Annotated in this window: 10 protein-coding genes and 1 pseudogene; 7 read left to right on the top strand and 4 right to left on the bottom strand. The window is 40.5% G+C overall.

The genetic code is table 11. From position 1 onward, the window contains the following. Positions 1-11 precede the first annotated feature (11 nt). The 4 genes and pseudogenes from V7K49_RS34635 to V7K49_RS10620 form a co-directional block, all read right to left on the bottom strand. Positions 12-266, bottom strand: a pseudogene (locus V7K49_RS34635) (IS701 family transposase); the annotation flags it as partial. 212 nt (positions 267-478) lie between these two features. Continuing rightward, positions 479-4,636, bottom strand: a complete 4,158-nt coding sequence (locus tag V7K49_RS10630; RefSeq protein WP_335205500.1) for a two-partner secretion domain-containing protein — start codon at positions 4,634-4,636, stop codon at positions 479-481. Between the two features lie 49 nt (positions 4,637-4,685). Next, positions 4,686-6,044, bottom strand: a complete 1,359-nt coding sequence (locus V7K49_RS10625) for an AAA-like domain-containing protein (RefSeq protein ID WP_335205499.1) — start codon at positions 6,042-6,044, stop codon at positions 4,686-4,688. A gap of 52 nt (positions 6,045-6,096) precedes the next feature. Beyond that, on the bottom strand, positions 6,097-7,020 hold the full coding sequence (locus V7K49_RS10620) for a pentapeptide repeat-containing protein (RefSeq protein ID WP_335205498.1): 924 nt from the start codon (positions 7,018-7,020) through the stop codon (positions 6,097-6,099). A 531-nt stretch (positions 7,021-7,551) separates the two neighbouring features. Between V7K49_RS10620 and V7K49_RS10615 the strand changes: the two genes are divergently transcribed. The 7 genes from V7K49_RS10615 to V7K49_RS10585 all read left to right on the top strand — a co-directional run bounded on the left by V7K49_RS10615 (position 7,552) and on the right by V7K49_RS10585 (position 20,167). Next, entirely contained in the window at positions 7,552-8,412 is an 861-nt protein-coding gene (locus tag V7K49_RS10615) for a hypothetical protein (RefSeq protein ID WP_335205497.1), read from the top strand. Further along, entirely contained in the window at positions 8,381-9,370 is a 990-nt protein-coding gene (locus tag V7K49_RS10610; RefSeq protein WP_335205496.1) for an aspartate/glutamate racemase family protein, read from the top strand. Before V7K49_RS10615 ends, V7K49_RS10610 begins: the two co-directional genes overlap by 32 nt. Positions 9,371-9,411: 41 nt before the next feature. After that, positions 9,412-11,340 (top strand): non-ribosomal peptide synthetase, encoded by a 1,929-nt coding sequence (locus tag V7K49_RS10605; protein ID WP_335205495.1) that lies wholly within the window; start codon positions 9,412-9,414, stop codon positions 11,338-11,340. Next, the gene (locus tag V7K49_RS10600; RefSeq protein WP_335205494.1) at positions 11,337-16,313 is read left to right on the top strand and encodes an amino acid adenylation domain-containing protein; all 4,977 of its coding nucleotides are present in this window, start codon (positions 11,337-11,339) and stop codon (positions 16,311-16,313) included. The genes V7K49_RS10605 and V7K49_RS10600 overlap by 4 nt, the downstream gene beginning before the upstream one ends. Before the next feature lie 98 nt (positions 16,314-16,411). Then, entirely contained in the window at positions 16,412-17,668 is a 1,257-nt protein-coding gene (locus V7K49_RS10595) for a glycosyltransferase family 4 protein (protein ID WP_335205493.1), read from the top strand. A gap of 259 nt (positions 17,669-17,927) precedes the next feature. Beyond that, entirely contained in the window at positions 17,928-18,890 is a 963-nt protein-coding gene (locus V7K49_RS10590) for a glycosyltransferase family 9 protein (protein ID WP_335205492.1), read from the top strand. An 80-nt stretch (positions 18,891-18,970) separates the two neighbouring features. Then, positions 18,971-20,167, top strand: coding sequence for a glycosyltransferase family 9 protein (locus tag V7K49_RS10585; RefSeq protein WP_334871951.1), 1,197 nt, complete (start codon positions 18,971-18,973; stop codon positions 20,165-20,167). The last annotated feature ends 518 nt before the right edge of the window (positions 20,168-20,685 follow it).

The raw sequence follows: 20,685 nt of genomic DNA, 5'->3' as shown, positions 1-20,685 counted from the left end.
TCTACGCGAACGTTTTTGAAACTTCTGCGAAATACCTTTACCTGACCAAAATTTTTTAGATACACTATTAAACCCGATGCCGGAATTTCTAAATTTTAAACTTGGGTAAAATTTTTACCATCAACCGAGTGTGAGAGATTTTTAGCCACACCAGTTAAAAACCTTAGTCCCTTGTTTTTCAATAACTTTAGGTTTTCTTTGCTGGAATACCAAAGGTCAGTAGTCACTCTTTTAGGCTTTAAACCCCAATCCAAAACTTCAGTAATCTAGGACTTAGGCATTGTACATAAGTACTATACGGAATTTGGGTATTTCAGCCATGTTTAGCACCCAGCGATGTCTACGACGGGCTACGCCTACGCAAAGGAAGTGAATAAATTGGGGTTATGCGAAGCGCCTGAAACGACCAAAAACCGTAACTCATATTATGGTTACTTTGTACAGTGCGTAAGTCCTATATTATTGATGGGTGAATCAGTCACGGTTGATCTGATAAATTCCCACAATCACTTTTATTTCTCCCACCATCAGGTTGTATTTGGGTAGTAATATTTGCCACCAATTCTACCTGTCCTAGTTGATTAATCATCCATCCAGTAGCTTCTAGTAATGGTGGTTGCCCTTTTGTATCTAGTACTTTTCTATGGCTGATTTGCTCTGAAAGTTTATTTGGGGAGTCTGCACTTACTCGCATATCCTGTAAAACTACCTGACCACGCAGTATTTGGCGGGGATCTTCTGGTAAACCTCCCCGTCCGCTAACCACAAAATTCGCCTCTTCGTTGCTGGGACAACCCGCGAAAATTTGATTTGCAGGGTCGGTAGGCACAGAAGGCAATTGAGTTAATCCTCTGGTAGGGTCAACATCTGGAGTGTTGATATTAACCGTGCCGTTGATGCCTAATTGAGAACTGGCGGTGATGTCACTATTTGGGGTGAGTTTATCACTAACCTGTAAGCCAAAAATACCTTGGCTAGTAATGTTGATATTCCCACCATTTCCAGTAAAAGCATTGGCGGTGATGTCGCTGTTTTCTTGCGGGACAGCAACAATAAATCCACTATTAATATCTATATTGCCACCATTACCACCGCCACTGTTTTCTATTCCTGCACGGGTGGAAATTTGACTATTATTTCGTAAAAGTAAATTATTAGCTACCTTGAAGTTGATGTTACCTCCTTGTCCAGAAACGCTGGTAGCAGTGATGGAACCTTGATCAAGAAAAATTGACCGGGCATCAATATTGATATCTCCAGCATTGCCTGTTCCTAAAGCACTAACAGAAATAGTTGCGCGATCGCGGATATTTAAGTCACCATTGGGAATGTTAATATTAATGTCTCCCCCGTTTCCGGAAGCAGTTTGAGCCGAAGAGGCAAATAAGCCTGAGCCAAAACTCTGCTGCGAGGGGTCAATTAAATCAATGGACTCGAAAGCATTAACTGTTAAATCCCCGGCTTTTCCAGAACCAAAGGTAGTAGTAAATACCTGTGCGCCGCCTTTGGCTGTAAGTTGACGCGCTGTTAAGTTAACATTGCCAGATTCGGCATTGGTTAATGTTCCCGTACCAATAAAAGAGTTATCTAACTCGAAAGTATTACTGGTATTGATGTTAATATTCCCCCCCTGTCCTTGACTCAAGGCGGTAGTAGCAATTATTCCACTATTGCGGCTAAGAAAATTCGGGGTTTGAATTACAACATTTCCGGCTTTACCTTGGCCTGCGCTCACAGCAACGATTCCCTGGTCAAAGTTATCAAGGCTGAGAGTACCTGCATAAGCTGGATTGATAATTTTTTCTTGCAAGTCTGCAAATCCATTCCCAGCAACTTCTACAGATTCGTTAGCGTTGATAGTAATATCACCTCCGTTACCAGCACCAGCTGTAGAAGCGTTAATTCTACCGTTATCTAATTGCAGAGTGCGGGTATTAATTGTAATAGATGCGCCATTTCCTTGACCAACGGTACCAGTGGTAATCTCTCCTCCTTGGTGGACAATTAACTCCCCAGTCGTAATATTTAAAGGCCCAGCATTACCAATCGGACTTAAGGAAGCCGTTGCGATCGTACTAGGAAAACTGCCATTATCTGCGAAAGTCCCCACAACTTCTACTTTGTCAGTAGCGTTGAGATTTAATGTTGCTGCATTCCCCTCTCCTGTAGTTGCTGAGGAAACGATAGAACCATCACGGACATTTAGTTGTTTAACTGATAAAGTTAAGTTGCCAGCATTGCCCGTACCAGCTAGTGCCGCTGCATCGATTATCGACCTATCGGTGAGCGTTACATTATCAGCGTTAATTGTCAAATCCCCGGCTTGCCCTGAACCAGCAGTTGCCGTTTGAATCCCTGCAAAATTCTGCAACAATATTTCTGTAGCATTAATTGTCAAATCTCCGCCATTACCTGAAACTGGGAATGTGCTAATTCCACCTGCATCTCGAAGCACTAAGCGCCCAGTGTTAACCGTCAGTTTGCCAGAGTTACCACTTCCGAAAGCATTTGTGCTGATGCCTACTCCTGTTCCTTGTAGAAGTTGGCTCACCAATTGGCTAGGGGTAAGTATTGGGGTTGTGAGTTGACGACCGATAAGTTCTACGGATTCTGAAGCATTGATTGTTAAATTCCCGGCATTACCCGTAGTATTTGCGTCAGTACCAGTACTTATGGAAGTTGCTCTAAAAGGGAAAAAAGCTGTTGGATCTTGGCTAATGCTCAACCGACGAGCATTGAGAGTAAAATCCCCAGCATCGCCGCTAGCACCAGTAGGAAGATTTACAGCCAACGCCGCATCGGAATTTGTACCAATATCGCTTGTCCGCATCACTACATCATCTGTAGCATTGAGGCTCATATTTCCTCCTCGACCTTTACCCCTAGCCAGGGCGAAGATAGATGTAGTGTCCAGAAAGATTGAGCGAGCAGTCAGGGTAATATCATTGCCTCTACCAGCACCTAAGTTTGCATTGACAATGCGAATATTTTTACCAGAAAGGATATTACCACTAGTAAATGTAATTTTTCCTGGTGTGTCTCCAATAGAAGCGATATTGCCTGAGCGAGGAAAGTCACCTGCGGCATTGAGGCTGAGATTACCTGCGGCAGTGAGAGAAATATCTCCTGCTTGCTGTTGGGCATTAGCTAACAGATAATTAGTAGTGGTAATTCCGCCTGCGGTGCTATTGATAGTAATGTCACCGCTATTAATAGAGTCGGTGATATTGGGTATGTTGAAAAACCCACTAATTAAATTACCAGTCGTAATATCATTGATAGCCTTTAAAGCAATGTTGCCACAATTACCGCCACTTTTTGCAGAAATGATAGATGCATTGGTAGTATTAATTTGACTGGTTTGCCCAAACTTTCCTGATGTAATAGTTGTATTTCCGCCATTGGTAAGAATTTGGGAACCTGGGTTCATGAAAAACTGCGATACTCCAGGATCTCTTTCAATAGCGATCGCATTTTCATCGTTAATTTTGGCGTTAAAATTACCACCATTGAGAATAATACTGCGGTTGGGATTGATGGTGAGCGATCGCCCCGCTTCTAAGTTAAGATTATTTGCCCTAACGCCTGTGATATCATCATCAACAGTAATATCATTATTAGCTTGTAAACTGACATTATTAAGTGCTAGCGCTTGGCTCAAACTTTGACCGCTAACAGTGCCCCCTGCTTGAATCAGAATATCTTTCGGGTCAAGCAGTAATCTACCAAATGAGCCATTTGACGCACTAGTATCCACAGTACCAGCAAATTCCACTCTGCCACCTGATACTTCTACAAAACCACCGTTCCCAGAATTGTCACCGCCACGGGCACTAATATTACCCTCAAAACGGGTTAGATCATTTGCTTTAATAATTACAGTGCCACCATTGCCATTATTAAGAGCATCAGTGTTAATAGTGGCATTATTTAATAAGCTCACCTGATTTGCTAAAATCTGCACCGTTCCCCCTGGTACAGTCAAAGAACCTGTGTTAGTAACAATATCTCCTTGTAACGTAAGAGTTTGTCTACTACCTATTGTTAGATTTCCTTCTACACTAATCTCTGCTTGTTGTTGGTGCAAGGCATTAGCAAATAAAACTGTTGGCTGAATTGTGAGTAAATTACTATTTTGTGGTTCTGTTGCACTAAATAACCCATCTTTTCCTAATTTAATTGCATTTGAAGTACTAGCCGTAAAAGAACCTGCAATATCTAATCTGGCATTTTTACCAAAAATAATCCCATTAGGATTAATTAAAAATAAATTTGCCGTACCATCCACACCTAATGTACCCAAAATCTTAGATATATGGTTTCCTGTAACGCGAGTAAGGATGTTATTAATGCCTACTGGATTAGTAAAATAAACCTGCTGCCCTTGATTAACATTAAATTCTTGAAAACTATGGAAAAGATTACCACCGCGAATTGCACCTCCACCAACTAATTCACGAATATTCTGAGGGGTAATGGTAGATTTTTCGGTTCCTAAAGTTTTATCAGGTATTATTTGAGCGTTAGCTGGGTGAAAACAGGTAATAAAATAAGTAAATATATTACTAAAAAACAATACTGTGTATATTTTAAAGTACCGAGAGTACTGTCTATGAATGTTTATTACTTTAAACATGAGTTAACTCGTTTTTTATTTTAAAGTTAGAGAACCGACTTTTTGTTGATTACGAATGATTTAAAATTGCTGTATTCTTGGTAAAGTGATCACTAAAATACTGTTTATACAAATCACAACTCACTGTTGCAGTTTTTCCTTCCATATATATCAGCCCCAAACTTTTTAACTTAAATGCTACTTCTTGTTCTAAGGTAATCGGTACAGTTGACTTAATAACCTGTTGAAAACCATCAACCAAATCAGGATTTTGCAAAAGACAATGTAACTGATTGTGCAAATGCTCGCTAAAAATTCCAGTATCAGTCGCGGCATTTTGCACTAAAGTGTCCACAGAAATTTGATATTTAACGCTATGATAAAACACCAGTCGTACCAAGTAAGGTAATCCTCCTGTAAGTGCCATTAATTGTTCAAATTGCAAAGTTGTAAGCTGGAGTCCGTGACGTTGTCCTAAATCTTCTATCTGCAATCTTTTAAAAGCAGGTAAATCGATTGCTAATCCTACATTAAAAGGAGATTTATTAGTATCTAAATTAATATAGATATCAGTTGATTTAACAAGTAAAATTCGTAATTTCTGCCAAATTGATATATCTCTAGTTTCTTCATACCATGAGCGCAATAGTCCCAAGAAATCACGAGTCAATTGAGGATATTCAAACAATTTATTTACTTCATCTAATGCTAAAATAATGGGATTAGATATCTCCTGTAATACATATCCTTGAAAATAGATAGTACAGTTCATCAAATCACCCATATCCTCATCCCAATATTCATCTAGCTTTGACTTGATTTCTAACTGATAGGTAACATTGGTACAGAACCAGCGTAAAAATTTTTCTAATGAGCTAAAAACTTCTGTTTCAGCACGATGTAAACTTAACCTCACAGGATGATAATTACGCGAACTACCATAAGCAAGTATTCTGGTCATTAAAGAAGTTTTCCCCATCTTTCGTGGTGCTTTGATATGGATAAACGCACGAGGTTGAAGAATTACTTGATAACAGACTTCTTCCACGTCCCGTTCAATATACAAAGTAGAAGAAAGCGGAACTTGTCCTTCTGGAGGTTCTAAATTTATTTTTTGCCACATCTGTGTAGGCTGAGATATTGTTTGCAAAGATGAATTGTCTAGTCGTTGCTCTAGCACAGCACGGCAATTGGTTCGATTAACTTTCTCACCAAGAGTTATAGAAAGTAGTTGCCATAATTTAGGAGCAACTAATTGCCTAATATAGTTCTCAGAGTAGTTATTTTCTGTAGCAATTTGTCCGTAACTTTTTTTTGTTTCCAATAGAGATGCTGACAAAACAGCTTTTTGAATAAATGAGAGCGATTTTCCTGTCTTATTATTGATTAATGTTTCAGTGCATTCGATAATTTGTTCTATGCTCCTCATCTTTTTTGAAAACCAAAAGTGTTTAAAGCTCGATTTACTATTAGCCATCATTCTATAAATCAGAAATATTTAATGCTCCATTTTTCCTTAACCATTGCTTTTGTTGAAAAGTTAACCCAATAGCATCAGTAAATAGCGCTCCCTTAACGCGAGAACCGGAAAAATTTACCTCCTCTAATTGGGTATTTGTGAAATTTACGTGTCTTAAATCACTATCACTCAAATTTGCCCCATTTAGAATCACCTCCTCTAAGTTGGCGTTAAATAAAGAAGCTAACTTTAAATCAGCACGACTCAAGTCTGCATTAAATAAACAGGCTAACTCTAAGGCAGCTTGACGTAAAATTGCATCACTCAAATCTGCACTACTCAAGTCCGCTTTAATTAAATCTGATTTTGTTAAGTCGGCTCCCTTTAAAATAGTATCCTGTAATTGCGCTCCTTCCAAATCAACTTGTTGTAAAGAAGCAGCACATAAAATCGCCCCTTCCCAGTTAGATTGGCGAAGATTGGCATCATCAAACTTAGCGCCAGTACAATCTGTGGCTTTGAGACTTGCTTTAAACAAATTTGCCCCAGTTAAGTCTGCTTGAGTCAAACAAGCATTTTCTAAATCAGTATCTATTAAATTTGCCTCTCGTAAGCAGACAGAATCAAGCTTGGCATAATTTAAGTGAGCACTGCTTAAGTTCGCTCTAGTTAGAGTAGCGTGACTCAAGTTTGCCCACAATAAACTCACATTTAATAGATTTGCGTTTTGCAAATTGGCTTTTTGGAGGTCTGCTCGATTTAAGTCTGTCCAAACCAGCGTGGTACAACTTAAGTTGGCCTCACTGAGATTGGCACTACTGAGGTTAGCATAGCTGAAATCAACACCACTGAAATCAACACCCTGTAAAGAAATCTGGCTTAAATTTAGGTGTTGAAAATCTCTTTCCTTCGCTGCATAGCGTTTGAGAATTTCTTGGGCAATCATTGTTTTAAGCAAATTTAATTAACAATAATCTACCGCCTACAAGGAATTGTCATCCTATATAGCAATATTTAATTAATAATTTATACTTAATTTTCTGTCATCAAAATTAATGTAGCTTAACTGAATATATGAATTATATTTCTTGACAAAATATACATGCATATGCATGATAATAATATATATGGCATTGTATCTTTCAAGTTGTAATAATTATATATTGACAAAAAACTAGTTTGTAAAGCAGTAACTAAAAATATCTTGCAGCAGAGATAAAGATATGACATTTATATACTTGTTTGATTTCAAATGAAAATGCTTTAATAAACTGTTAGAGCCAGGGTATTTGCAAAAGTTATCCAAAAAAATCATATTTACTGTCTTAGTTTTCATTCCCTTACATGAAAATTTGTAAACCTCTAAAAGTATGAATTTTAGTAACGGATTCTGTTGCTGACAACCTGATATGCTAAACATTAGCTCGGAAAAGATTGTTCCAGTTTCTCCTGGTGCAAAGGGAGCCTTTAACATCATATGTCTATGATCGCGTCAACATCTAGCATTATTAGTACGGTTAGCAGTATTATCAACATGGTTTCTGACCAAAAGTTGAAACAGGCTTTGAGTCAGAGTTTCTTGGAAGCAAGTGAAGCACTGCAACATTGTGAAAACTTTTTTGAGTTGTTACCTACCCATTGCTGGTCAAGCAAAATGCTAGCTACATTCTTTAATTCCTGGAAAGCTACGCACTTGAAAATGTTAGGTATATATGGCCTATCTTGCCGTTTACAACGTCTTGCTTTAACCAAAGATACTCAAGAACGGGAACAATTATTATTAGCTAGCGCCTTCAATGCTGAAACTAGTCACGAAGATTTGGGATTAGATTACGAAGGTGTAACTCACGCTGCACTCTATGAAGATTTTGCTAACAGCTTTTTAGGAAATTACCCTTGGCAATTAGATGAACATTGTTTACCCCAAGCGGGTGATTTTAAGAAATGGATATATCAGAACATGGTGGTAGATGATATTTCCAAGGGGTTATTCACAAATATGTTCTCAGAAATTTACAACCACGGTGAGTATACGCGAGCCTTATTTGCTTTTTCAGAATTAATTGAAAAGTACTACCACTTTTCCCCTGAAGAAAAAAAGAAAGCTCTGTTTTATATCGGTGTTCATGTTGCAGACGAAACGGAAGTGGCTCACTTTCAAGTGGTCGTTAAAGCCTTGAATGAGTACAGCGAAGCTACTAACACTCCAATTGACTATACACAGGCAAAACTTTTATTTAAGGAGTACCTGACTCGGTTAGGTACTGTAATGGAAGCACTAACTATAGAGATGAGACAAGAAATAAATGCAGCAAAACATCTGCTATCCGTGTCTTAAACCTCAAGCTCAACATTTTTTTAATGATGCTCAACAAGCTATTGCTGCAACTTTAGATTTTCGACAACATTTGTATGCGATCGCTCAAAACAAAAAGCTACGCTCAGAGGCTGTTGAGGATCAAAGTTACCCCAATGAAGTGATTGTACTTAGACCAAAACAGACTCAAGCGCCTGCTTTGCTACTGTTGGGCGGAATGGGGCCTTTAGCAGGTTTGGGAGCTTTTGAGGTAGCCTGTCAGATGTTCCAGAACAGTAGAGAAATTGTTCTGTTTCAAGCTTGTTCGCTGCCTAATCGGACTACGGCCATTCAACAAAAGACTCAAATTGGTGCATCTCAAGAGCCGGATTTAGTGATCATGCTGGCGATCGCTATCCGAGAAGCAATGCAGTATATTTGCTCTAGCGTTGAAGCTGTTGAGTTGATCGTTCTGTGCAATGGTGCTCATTATTTCTTACCTGAAGTGATGCAGCAACTCCTGCTTAATTATTCAAAGATTTTTTTCAGACTACAATGGATCTCTTTGATTGACACTACAATACAGCACTTGCAACAACGAAACTTTTGTCAGCCTTTAATTCTATGTACTACAGCAACGCGGTTAGGGTGTGTTTACTCTAGACCACTTCAAGAAGTGGGCATTGTTTACTTAGAACCCAACGATGAGTTGCAATCTATATTAATGCAATCTATTTATCAAGGAGTAAAAACATCTGACTACAATTTTGCTTGTAAAGTCGGTGAACATTTTTTCGTTGAACTACTCAAGCTCCACCCTACTATTGACTGTATCATCGCTGGATGTAGCGAAATTCCCTACTTGCTGGAATGGTTGAAAACTAACTCTTCTAAGCAAGTTAATAGTTTCTTATCAAAATTGGAACTTATTGATCCTGTACAACTAACTTTGAACAGCAGACTTAAATCCTTGCAGTATTTGAGGACTGTCAGTCATTAACGCCAGGAAAAATTAAATAGCTCTAATCATGAAAATCAACGATGAGTAATTCTTTGCAACAGTTAATTCAGAGACGTAATGTCCACCCAAATAACCCTTTTATAAAGTTCGACAAGAAAGATGTTGAACTATCGGTTCCTGAGCGCTTTCAAAAACAAGTAGATATGCATCCTGAGCAGATTGCTGTTAAAACTGGGGAGCATGTGTTCACATATAGTGCCCTGAATCAGTTCGCCAATCGCATAGCCAGGGCTATCTTAATCAAGCGCGTTCAGCTTTGCTGTGCCGAAGGCGATCGCGAAGCAGAACCAATTGCAATGTTATTTGAAAGTGGTGCTCCGATAATTGCTGCAATTCTGGGTGTATTGAAAGTTGGTAAGTTTTATGTACCACTAGATCCCTCGCTGCCACAAGCAAGGATTAGCTATATTCTGGAAGATTCACAAGCGAGTTTATTACTAATAGATAGTAGAAATATCTCATTTGCCAAAAAATTGCAAATTAGCGGATTAGAAATACTCAATATTGACGAGATAGATTCCAGCATTTCTTGTGAAAATCTAGATTTACCTCTGCAACCAGATAATTTTGCCTACATTATTTATACCTCTGGATCAACAGGACAGCCTAAAGGCGTGATCCAAAACCATCGTTATGTTCTGCATCTGACGATGAACTATACCAACAGCGGTCATATTTGTGCCAATGATAAGTTAGCACTTTTGTACTCCCCAAATTTTGCTGGTGCTGTAAGGGATATCTTCTGCTCGTTGCTCAATGGTGCAACTCTTCTGCCATATGACGCTAAACAAGAAGGGCTAATAGGTTTAAGTAGCTGGCTGAAACAGCAAGAAATAACCATCTTTTTTGCAGTGGCGACTATGTTTCGCCATTTTGTCAACACTTTAACTCAACAGGATAAGTTCCCAAAATTGCGTTTAATTCAGGTAGGAAGTGAGACAGTCTACAAAAAAGATGTAGAACTTTACAAGCAGCATTTCTCTGATAACTGTATTTTTGTTGCCAATTTAGGAGGTTCAGAAATTAGCCCAATTCGGCAGTACTTTGTTGATCGGGAAACAGAAATTATTGGCAGTACCGTACCAGCTGGCTACGCAGTTGAGGATCATGAGGTTTTGTTAATTGATGATGAAGGTAAACCAGTTGAGTTTAATCAGATTGGTGAAATTGTAGTCAGAAGTCGTTATCTGTTTTATGGTTATTGGCAAAGACCAGACTTGACCGAAGCAGTACTTTTGAAAAATGTCCAAGAAGAAAATAAGCTGTTATATAAAACGGGCGACTTAGGCTGTATGTTGCCAGATGGCTGCCTTTTGCACTTAGGCAGAAAAGACTTCCAGGTGAAAGTTAGGGGCTACCGCATCGACGTTTCGGAAGTCGAAATGGCATTGATAAATACCAACCTCATCCGAGAGGCTGCTGTCGTAGCATCACCTGATAATCTAGGTCTAAGAGCCTATATTGTGCCGCTCGTTCTCCAACCAGCACTCTCACTCCGAGAACTACGAAGTCTGCTCTTAGAAAGCCTACCAGACTATATGGTTCCCTCAACTTTTATGACTTTAGAAGCTCTGCCCCTAACGCCCAATGGCAAAGTTGACCGTTTGGGTTTACCTGCTTTCAGTCAGATGCAAAGAACGCAGTTAGAAAGTTTAGTTTTGCCTCACACTTCTACTGAGCAGATACTGGTTGACATCTGGACTCAAATTCTCAGAATAGAAGAAATTGGGATTCATGATAACTTTTTTGAGTTAGGGGGTCATTCCCTACTTGTTAATGAACTTATTCTAGAATTATTTAACACTTTCTCAATAAATATTTCTTTAATTACTGTATTTGAATTACCAACGATCGCTCAACTAGCCAAACGTATTGAAAACACTTGTCGGATATTAGTACAAAAGGATGTGCCTGATAGCACAGATGATTATGATGAAGGAATGCTATGAAAACGCTTGATGAACTGTTGTTAGAACTTGGTCGCCTCAATATCAAAGTCTGGGCTGATGGCAAAAACCTCCGCTATCAAGCACCTAAAGGTATTTTAACTTCAGATATACTGGCTCAAATAAAAACATATAAAACGGAAATTTTAGCCTTCCTCAATCAATCAACAATTGAATCACAATTAATCATTAAACCCGTTGATGCAACTATAAAAAATGATGGTTTGCCTTTATCCTTCACTCAACAACAATTTTGGCTGCTCCATCACCTAGAAGAATCAAATTATATCTACAACATGGTGAGGGTGTTTCGCTTGGAAGGGGATCTGGATATTCCCAGCTTCGAGCAAGCAATCCAATGCTTGATTAAGCGTCATTCCATTCTGAGGACTGGGTTCAAGGTGGTGAATGGTTCGCCAGTACAGGTCATTACACCTTACCTGACCTTTGACATTCCTGTGATTGACTTGCAGAACTTATCAGAAATTGAGCGTATTTCTCAAGCACAACGACTTCTTTTGCAAGAGCGTACTCGTGCTTTTGATTTGAATCAGTCTCCTGTGTGGCGAGTGACTTTAATCCGTCTTCATCCTCAGACTCACTTGTTGATGTTTAATCTGCACCACATTATCTGTGATGATTGGTCAATCCAGGTATTTTTGCGGGAATTATCAGCCCTCTATCAAGAAGTTTCAACAGGAAAAACAGCTTCTTTACCAGAACTCCCTATTCAATATACTGATTTTGCTCATTGGCAAAATCAACAGAGCACTCTTGAAAATTTTACCCAACAGTTAACCTACTGGCAGCAACAGTTGGCAGACGTTGTGCCTGTATTGGAACTGCCCTACTTAAACGATTCTCCTTCAAAGACGCTAGGCGATCGTAATCATAATACAAAGCAAGCGTTTCAATCTGGTATAGTTCCGTTCTCTCTGAGTACTGAGGTGACTCGCAAGTTGAAGCAATTAAGTCAACAGTCTGGGACAACCTTTTTTACCACCCTCCTGACTGCTTTCGCCATCTTACTTTCCCGCTACACTCATCAGGAGGATTTAGTTGTCGGAACTGTTATTGCTAATCGCACCTCAGCACAGACAAATCCACTTATTGGTGCTTTTGTCAATACACTAGGCTTACGTATTCAAATTCCTGATAATCCTACCTTTCGAGAACTGTTAACTAAAGTCCAAAAGGTTGTTTTAGAAGCGTATGCTCATAGTGAGGTTCCTTTTATTAAAGTTATTGAAGCTCTGAAAATAGATCGCAAATTGGGTAATAATCCCCTTTTGCAAGTGATGTTCACTCTAGAAACTATCGCTCAGGAGGAATTGCAACTCCCAGGAGTTATGACAACAGTACTAAAGTTGAATAAACCAACAGCCGCAGCAACCTTTGATTTAACCTTAAATTTGTGGGAAACAAACTCAGAACTGCAAGGGAAACTAGAGTACAACGCCTATCTCTTTAATGAAGAAATAATCCAGCGCATCAGTGCACATTTTCAGACTTTGCTAGCAAGAATTGTTGAATCTCCAAATCAGCGGATCGGCAATTTGTCAATACTCAGCGCTACAGAAAGAGAGCAGTTGCTAGGGAATGAAATACAGGGGATTGAGTCTGAGTTTCTGTGTTTGCATGAGTTGTTTGAAGCACAGGTGGAGAAGACACCAGAAGCTGTAGCACTTAAGTTTGAAGGACAACAGCTAACTTATCGGGAATTGAATCAGCAGGCTAATCAACTGGCGCATTACTTGCAAACTCTGGGCGTAAAACCAGAATCATTAGTAGGTATTTGCGTAGAACGTTCACTAGAAATGATCGTGGGCATATTGGGAATACTCAAAGCCGGAGGGGCATATGTACCACTAGACGCCAGTAATCCGCAAGAACGGTTGAACCACATACTAGAAGATGCACAAGTGCAAGTGTTGGTAACGAATTCGCAATTACGCAACACTCTAGATCAAAGCAATTTTGTTGTCTATTTAGATAAAGAGGCAGACAAAATTGCTCAGTACTCCCAAAATAACTTAGTCAGTGGTGTGCAGGATGATAACCTTGCGTACATGATTTATACATCTGGCTCTACAGGAAAGCCCAAAGGAGTATTAATCACTCATCACAATGTCGTTCGATTATTCAAAGCAACGGAAGATTGGTATCAGTTTAATCAAGCGGATGTATGGACCCTATTCCATTCGTTTGCATTTGACTTTTCGGTTTGGGAACTGTGGGGAGGGTTGCTGTATGGCGGGTGTGTTGTGGTTGTGCCTTATGAAGTGAGCCGAGACTCACAAGCATTCTACAACTTACTGGTTGCTGAACAAGTGACTGTTCTCAACCAAACTCCATCCGCTTTTTACCAACTAATTCAAGTTGATGAACATTCCAAGACAACAGAAAAATTGAGTTTACGGGTAGTGATATTTGGCGGAGAAGCACTCTCGTTACCTTTGTTGCAGCCTTGGTTTGAGCGGCATGGGGATCAACTGCCCCAGTTGGTAAATATGTATGGCATTACAGAAACAACGGTTCATGTGACAATCTGTCGTTTAACCTTAGCTGATGTGAAAGCCACTAGTAGCTTAATTGGGCTACCAATTTCCGACTTACAGATTTACCTTCTGGACAAATACCAACAACCTGTACCCATTGGGGTGGTAGGAGAACTTTATGTTGGTGGAGGTGGTGTGGCGAGGGGTTATTGGCGGCGCAGTGAACTGACTGAGGAGCGGTTTGTACCCAATCCCTTTAGCAATCAGCAGAAAGAGCGTTTATACAAAACGGGAGATTTAGCGCGATATTTGCCTACAGGTGAGCTTGAGTATAAGGGACGCATCGATCATCAAGTCAAAATTCGGGGCTTTCGGATTGAGTTAGGAGAAATTAAAGCATTACTTTCTGGGCACCAAGCTGTACAAGAATGTATTGTACTTGCCAGAGAGGATGAACCTAATAATAAGCGATTGGTAGCCTATATTGTCCCTGAGCGTACCCAAGCTTCAACCATTCTCAATTTGGTGAGTTTAAGAGAGCAGGGTATACTGGGCGATGCTCCTTTAGGAGCCGCCAAGGGCGATCGCTCTCTCTATGAGTTCCCCAATGGAAAGCAGTGTTTCCCTGAAAAAACGGGATCGAATAGTTTAGGCGATCGCGAATCGACTTGTAACAGTTTAGAGGCATATATTCAAGACCTTCGCCACTATCTCCAGAAAAAACTGCCTGAGTACATGATTCCATCTGCCTTTGTTGTCCTAGAAAAGTTTCCCTTAACGTCCAATGGAAAAGTTGATAGTCGCGCTCTACCCATACCGGAAAATTTTAAGAATGGACTAGAATCTAGCTTCGTAGCACCCAGCACCCCCACCCAAGAAATTTTAGCTAACCTTTGGGCTGCGATTCTCAGTATTGAGAAAGTCGGAATTTACGATAACTTTTTTGATTTGGGAGGACATTCTCTGCTAGCGACCTCACTTCTCTTCCGAATTCGCCAAGCCTTTGCGATTGATTTTCCCCTGCGGTGTCTGTTTGAAACCCCGACAATCGCCGCCCTCAGCAAGTTAATTGAGTCGTTCAAAGCCCATCCAACACTCAGTTCAAATGGGATTCCCTCTACCATGCTAGCCATGTCTCGCTTAGAGAGAAGCCCATCTACATGTGTGCCGCTATCGCTATCACAGCAGGGCTTGTGGTCACTGCATCAATCAGCAAGTACGGTTGCAACTCTCAATAGTTCGACTCTGATGCGAGTTAAGGGTTCCTTCTTACCAGAGGTCGTCGAGCAAAGTTTTAATGAAATTGTCCGCCGTCATGAGAATCTCCGCACGGTCTTCACCGTCATCAACGATCAGCCGATGCAGATCGTTTTACCTCACCTGCACCTGCCGTTAGTTTATGAAAATCTACAGCATCTACCCCCAGAGGCGCGTGAGTCGGAAGCGGTTCGTTTGGGAATTAAAATACGTCAGCAGCCCTTCAACTTGGCTGTTGCTCCCTTGATTAGAACTGCCTTATTTCAACTGAATCCGGAAGAGCATTGGCTTGTGATTACCATGCACCATCTGATCACAGATGGTTGGTCATTTGGTGTGCTTCTGCAAGAATTAAACGCACTGATGCAGGCTTTCACCAATGGGCGACCTTCGCCCCTGCCAGCCCTATCATGCCAATATGCAGACTTTGCCTTGTGGCAGCAGCAAGTCTACAACGAGTCCGCGATCGCACAGCAACTCAATTATTGGCAACGCCAACTCGTTGATGACGAGTTATACGCCTCACCAAGTCTGATGCTGTCTAGTAAACAGGCAGGGCACCGTTTTATCCACTTACCTGAGTCTCTGGTTCGTTCGATTGAAGGGCTTGGTCGTTCACAGAGGGTGACGAGTTTTGTGATCTTGTTGAGCGCTTTCAAACTTGTTTTAGCGAAGTGGAACCAACAAAATGAGATTTTGATTCTGGCAACGCTTGGCAACCGCACTGGGCCAGACACAGAGCAGATGATTGGCTGCTTTATCAATGACGTGATTCTGCGATCGCTAATCTTGCCGGAACAGACTGGCTCGACTGTAATTAAACAACTTCAAGAAACCGTGAATGAAGCGATCGAACATAAAGAGGTGCAGCTGCATCGGGTGATCAAGCAGATCCAACACTTACGTCCCCTCAATCTGCTGGCAAGTATTACCATGACCCCCTCGGTTCAAGATCAAATGCTAGGTTGGGAAGCGATCGCACCGGAACAATGGGGCGATATACCAATGGAACTGTATGGCAAAACACCTGCGTTGGAGCTTTACCTCGAATTGTCGAAAACAATCCGAATCAGGGCTAAATATAGTACTGAGAAATTTACAGCAGAGACAATTGATCGTCTATTAAACAACTATCAGGAGATTTTGACGCAGCTTGTTAGTCATCCAGAAATCACTGTTTCAGATATCTTTAAGACAATATATTCAAGTCATATTAAATAGTCCTATGCTAAGAATTCACCTAGCAGGTATCAACTAGGGGGGTGAAAAAGCACTACCTAGATTAGAGATTCAAGAGAAGGCACTGGAGACGAAGTAAAATGAATTCTCTCAATATACTTCATATTAATAACTGGTTTGGCTTAGGTGGTGCATTTATTGCTGCCTACAATCTTCATCAAGGTTTATCAAAAGCCGGTATTCAATCTTTCTTTGCTTATAAAGATGAGATTGATGGAGTGTTTCAGGAAAAAGCTAATGATTTGAAAAATACGGTACAGATTGTCCAAAGAAAAAATCAGTTTGTTGATTTAGCGAACTCAATTACAAGACGAATTGGCTTGAATTACGTTGCCAATCCCTCAATTGCTGCTCTTAAAGATCAAGCCTGTTATCAGAATGCTGCTTTACTAAACTTTCACCTGCTTCATGATGATTATTTTTCCTATCTCATGCTTCCCTCATTGACGAGAGATAAACCTGCGGTCTATACGCTACATGATATGTGGAGTTTCACGGGACACTGTGCCTACAGTTATGACTGTTCAAAATGGCAGACTGGTTGTGGAAAATGTCCTTATCCTAATGCGTTACCTCCGATTCAACGAGATGCCACATCTCTAGAGTGGAAGTTAAAGAAGTGGGCATATCGACACTCCAACTTAACGATCGTGGCTCCTAGTCGCTGGTTGGCTGAATGCGCTAAACAGAGTATGCTCAACTGTTTCCCCATTCATCACATTTCCTACGGAATTGATACAGTAGCCTATCAACCACTCGATCAACAGCAGTGTCAATCTGAACTGGGAATTCCCCAGCATAAAAAAGTTCTCATATTTGGAGCACAAGACATGACCAATCGGCGTAAAGGTGGCGATCTATTGCTCAAAGCCCTTTCTCGCATACCTAAATCGCTCAAAGCTGAAACCGTGTTGCTGACTTTTGGGGATGAAGCGAAGGCAATCTCAAATGCCGCAGAAATAGAAGTACTGCACCTTGGCTATATTAGCAGCGATCGCTTAAAAGCCATTGCCTATTCATCTGCCGATTTATTTCTGTTTCCAACCCGTGCTGATGTTTGCGGATTAGTCGGTCTGGAGGCAGCAGCTTGTGGTACGCCGACAGTTGCCTTCAATGTTGGTGGTGTTCCAGATTATGTCCGTCCTGGTATCACTGGCTATTTAGCAAAACCTGAAGATGCTGATGATTTTTGTAATGGGATCGTCCAACTATTAGAAGAGGTTAATTTAGGCGATCGTATGAATCAAAATTGCCGCAAGGTTGCGGTTGAAGAGTACTCGTTAGAGGTGCAAGCCCAACGATACATTCAGTTGTACCAGCAAATTCTTAACTTATAGGGGTGGAATTTGGAAACTCTAACCGTATGTACTTCAAAAACTTTGCTTGCTTTTACTATCTCTTTAACGCAACTATTGTAATGATTTATAATACTACGTACTTTGTTTTCCAAAGATTCACAAATATTAATAATAGCATTTATAGTTCTGCATTAAGCAAGCTGAGATATTGAAAAAATTTTAATAATTTTGGGATACGAACTTTGCTTTTTTGGCATTTAACTAAAAATTGAACACACTAAATACAGAGAAACCAAATATGTTCAATAACAGCAGTATAAGTCAATCTATCTTCTATCCACGATTTCGAGATTCAGAACCATTAGTTGCATCGAAATATTATGCTGAAAAGTATAATTGTGATTTGGCAATCCCTAGTTATCTCGGAATAGGAAGTTGTGTCTGTTATACACCATTAGTTGAAGCATTATCTTTAAATAAAGGGCGACCCATAAAATTATTGACTGCTCCTTTAAACTATTATAAAAATGCTCAAAAAAACGGATATTCCATCTGGGAGAACAATCCATATATTGAGACAATTATCAATGCCGATGACATAGACCCGAATATCATGGTAGAACTGTCCATTGAGTCAGATAATTTTTGTCAAAGCCGTCATATCATAGAAAATATCTGTTTTGCTCATGGACTGCGGCCTCGTCAATTAAGGGGTTCTTTATTTTTATCTCACGCAGAAATGCAGTGGGGATTAAAGACCCTTGCTCACCTCAAACGTCCCGTTGTTTGTATCTGTCCCTATGGGACTTCATCGAGTACTAAAGACTCACCTTGGCACTTAAATAATTGGCTGGAATTAGTCGATTACTTGAAAAATAAAGTAAGTTTTTTACATATTGGCAATAATGACTTTGAGCAAAAGTCGCTTTCTATTTTTGCACCAAAAACAACCATTAGACAAGCAATGGGTCTGATTTGGGCAAGTGATTTATATGTAGGATTTGATACTGGTCTTTCTCATATTGCCACTGCATTTCAGAAACCAACACTGGTTTTATGGGATGCTGTGAGAAAAGCTTCTTTAGAAGAAGAGAAACAGGAAGGATTTAGCATTGCCCATCTGCGTCGATGGTCTTATCCTCAAAATCAGAATTTAGTTATTCTTGGTGAGAAAAAGAAAGAGGTCCTTGAAGACTGCTTGGAATTTATTCTTGAACAACTCAACTCCTTTAATCGACTTAGTAAACTAATCGCGAATTGATAAAACTAAGAGAATGTTTGGAAAATTGTTGTCAGGCATTATCTAAAAATAACTTGAAAAATTTGTAAGAAATCCGTAATATGCAAGTCTTTGTCGATCAATCCTTACGCCCCCATCCCCATCTTGCCGTATTCGGCTCCAGCAAAGTTGGCAATTATGTAGTAACTACCCCCTTGCTGCGAGGTCTGAAAGAAAAATATCCAGATTGCACGTTGGATTTTTTTGGCAGTGACGTAACCCAAGATTTTGAACTCTATTGTCCCTACATTGATTGGCGCTTTTCTCTGTATAGCGATCGTGATGATATCTTAGCGCAGTTAGCACAAGTGGTGCATCAACGGCAACAAGTTGCAGGCCCTTACGATTTAGCGATTAATTGTGATGAATTCAGCCCCATCAACCTAGTCATGACAACTGCCCTACGTCCACGATATGTGACAGGAGCGGCTTTGACACAAGACTTTCAGAAAAAGCTTGATGGAGGTGAAAATGCGAATTCAATTCAACGCCTGCTCCAGGATCAAGATTGGAATAGTTCTGAATTGGTCGAACGGCATCAAGGCGTGATTCAGAGCAACTACATTGGGGAAATTTTCTGTCGTTTAGCCTATGTTAAAACCGACTTTTTTAAGCTAGAACTGCCTAGTCAAGAACCTAATTTTCCTGTACCCGATGTGCTAATTCATGTGACAGCCACCCGACCTGCTAAACTCTGGCCAATTCACGCTTGGCAGCAAGTTATCCAGTGGTGTGCGGCACAAGGATTGAGTGTCGGTTTAGTGGGCAGTGCGCCGAAGATACAGAAAACGCTATACAATGCAGGTTCTATAGAGGACGAGTTATTACAAACTACTGCTTTGATTGATCTCAGAGGTCAGACATCTCTGTTAGAATTGGCAGGCGCATTTCTTCAAACCAAAGCCTTCATCTCAGTGGATGCAGGGCCATTGCATATTGCAGCTGCGGTGGGATGCCATACAATTGCTCTGTTTGGTAATGATGTTGACGGCGATGGAGCCAGTCCAATACATTTGTGGAAACCAAGACAACCTCACGTACATCTAGCGCTTTCAACCTTCAAATGTACCTTATGTCAGGAGCATAGTTTTAGCAATAAGTCCTGTCTTGTGGTAGACCACCCCTGTATGAGCCATCTGTCTTCTGAGCAAGTTATCGATTATCTCCAGTGCCTGCTAAAGAAACAGGACTTACGCAAAATAAGGAAAAAACGTAGACGCGCCAGCGGCTTCCTGCAGGGTACTGCAAAGACGGGGTGAAATGAGCAGTGGATGCTGTTGGCGAAGTCAAAAAACGCTCGTGTTTGGGTAAGTCAATTCAGCCATGAAACGACTGAGAGCTTTTTGAACAGTTTTGTATCCAGGGGCTTGCTTGCCTTCAAATCAAGCTGTGAGGCGATCGCGTAAAAGCTCAAGTTTTACTGTTTGGGAGAAAGCTGAGGATATTTAACAAAGTCTCAAGGACAGGTGCAACCTGAATTGAGGTAGATTCAATTCAGGTAATAAATGTGCTAGAGAACCTGATAATATACGTATGCGACCAGGAAATTGGCATCCACCGATAGAACTATCAGTAGCTTCCTTTGAGTAGCGAGCGATCGCCTACGGTGGGCGGAACGCCATTGCCGGAGACTGCGGTGTAGGCGATCGCTCTAAGAGGATGTCTGAGAAGTAAAAAAGCCCACATAACGGTATCCTGTCAGGAGAAAAAATACTTAAGTATGACAGCGTTATGAGAGCTATGAATCCATCGTACCCAAGTAATCTGACTTTAGAAC

Source organism: Nostoc sp. (genome assembly GCF_036919675.1).
In the GTDB taxonomy this organism is placed as follows: Bacteria; Cyanobacteriota; Cyanobacteriia; order Cyanobacteriales; family Nostocaceae; genus Nostoc.
This window is presented reverse-complemented; position numbering and strand designations above follow the sequence as displayed.

Bases quoted from the DNA above. Each gene is read 5' to 3' on its own strand.
- V7K49_RS10630 (WP_335205500.1), bottom strand. From the start codon at position 4,636: ATGTTTAAAGTAATAAACATTCATAGACAGTACTCTCGGTACTTTAAA.
- V7K49_RS10625 (WP_335205499.1), bottom strand. From the start codon at position 6,044: ATGAGGAGCATAGAACAAATTATCGAATGCACTGAAACATTAATCAAT.
- V7K49_RS10620 (WP_335205498.1), bottom strand. From the start codon at position 7,020: ATGATTGCCCAAGAAATTCTCAAACGCTATGCAGCGAAGGAAAGAGAT.
- V7K49_RS10615 (WP_335205497.1), top strand. From the start codon at position 7,552: ATGTCTATGATCGCGTCAACATCTAGCATTATTAGTACGGTTAGCAGT.
- V7K49_RS10610 (WP_335205496.1), top strand. From the start codon at position 8,381: ATGCAGCAAAACATCTGCTATCCGTGTCTTAAACCTCAAGCTCAACAT.
- V7K49_RS10605 (WP_335205495.1), top strand. From the start codon at position 9,412: ATGAGTAATTCTTTGCAACAGTTAATTCAGAGACGTAATGTCCACCCA.
- V7K49_RS10600 (WP_335205494.1), top strand. From the start codon at position 11,337: ATGAAAACGCTTGATGAACTGTTGTTAGAACTTGGTCGCCTCAATATC.
- V7K49_RS10595 (WP_335205493.1), top strand. From the start codon at position 16,412: ATGAATTCTCTCAATATACTTCATATTAATAACTGGTTTGGCTTAGGT.
- V7K49_RS10590 (WP_335205492.1), top strand. From the start codon at position 17,928: ATGTTCAATAACAGCAGTATAAGTCAATCTATCTTCTATCCACGATTT.
- V7K49_RS10585 (WP_334871951.1), top strand. From the start codon at position 18,971: ATGCAAGTCTTTGTCGATCAATCCTTACGCCCCCATCCCCATCTTGCC.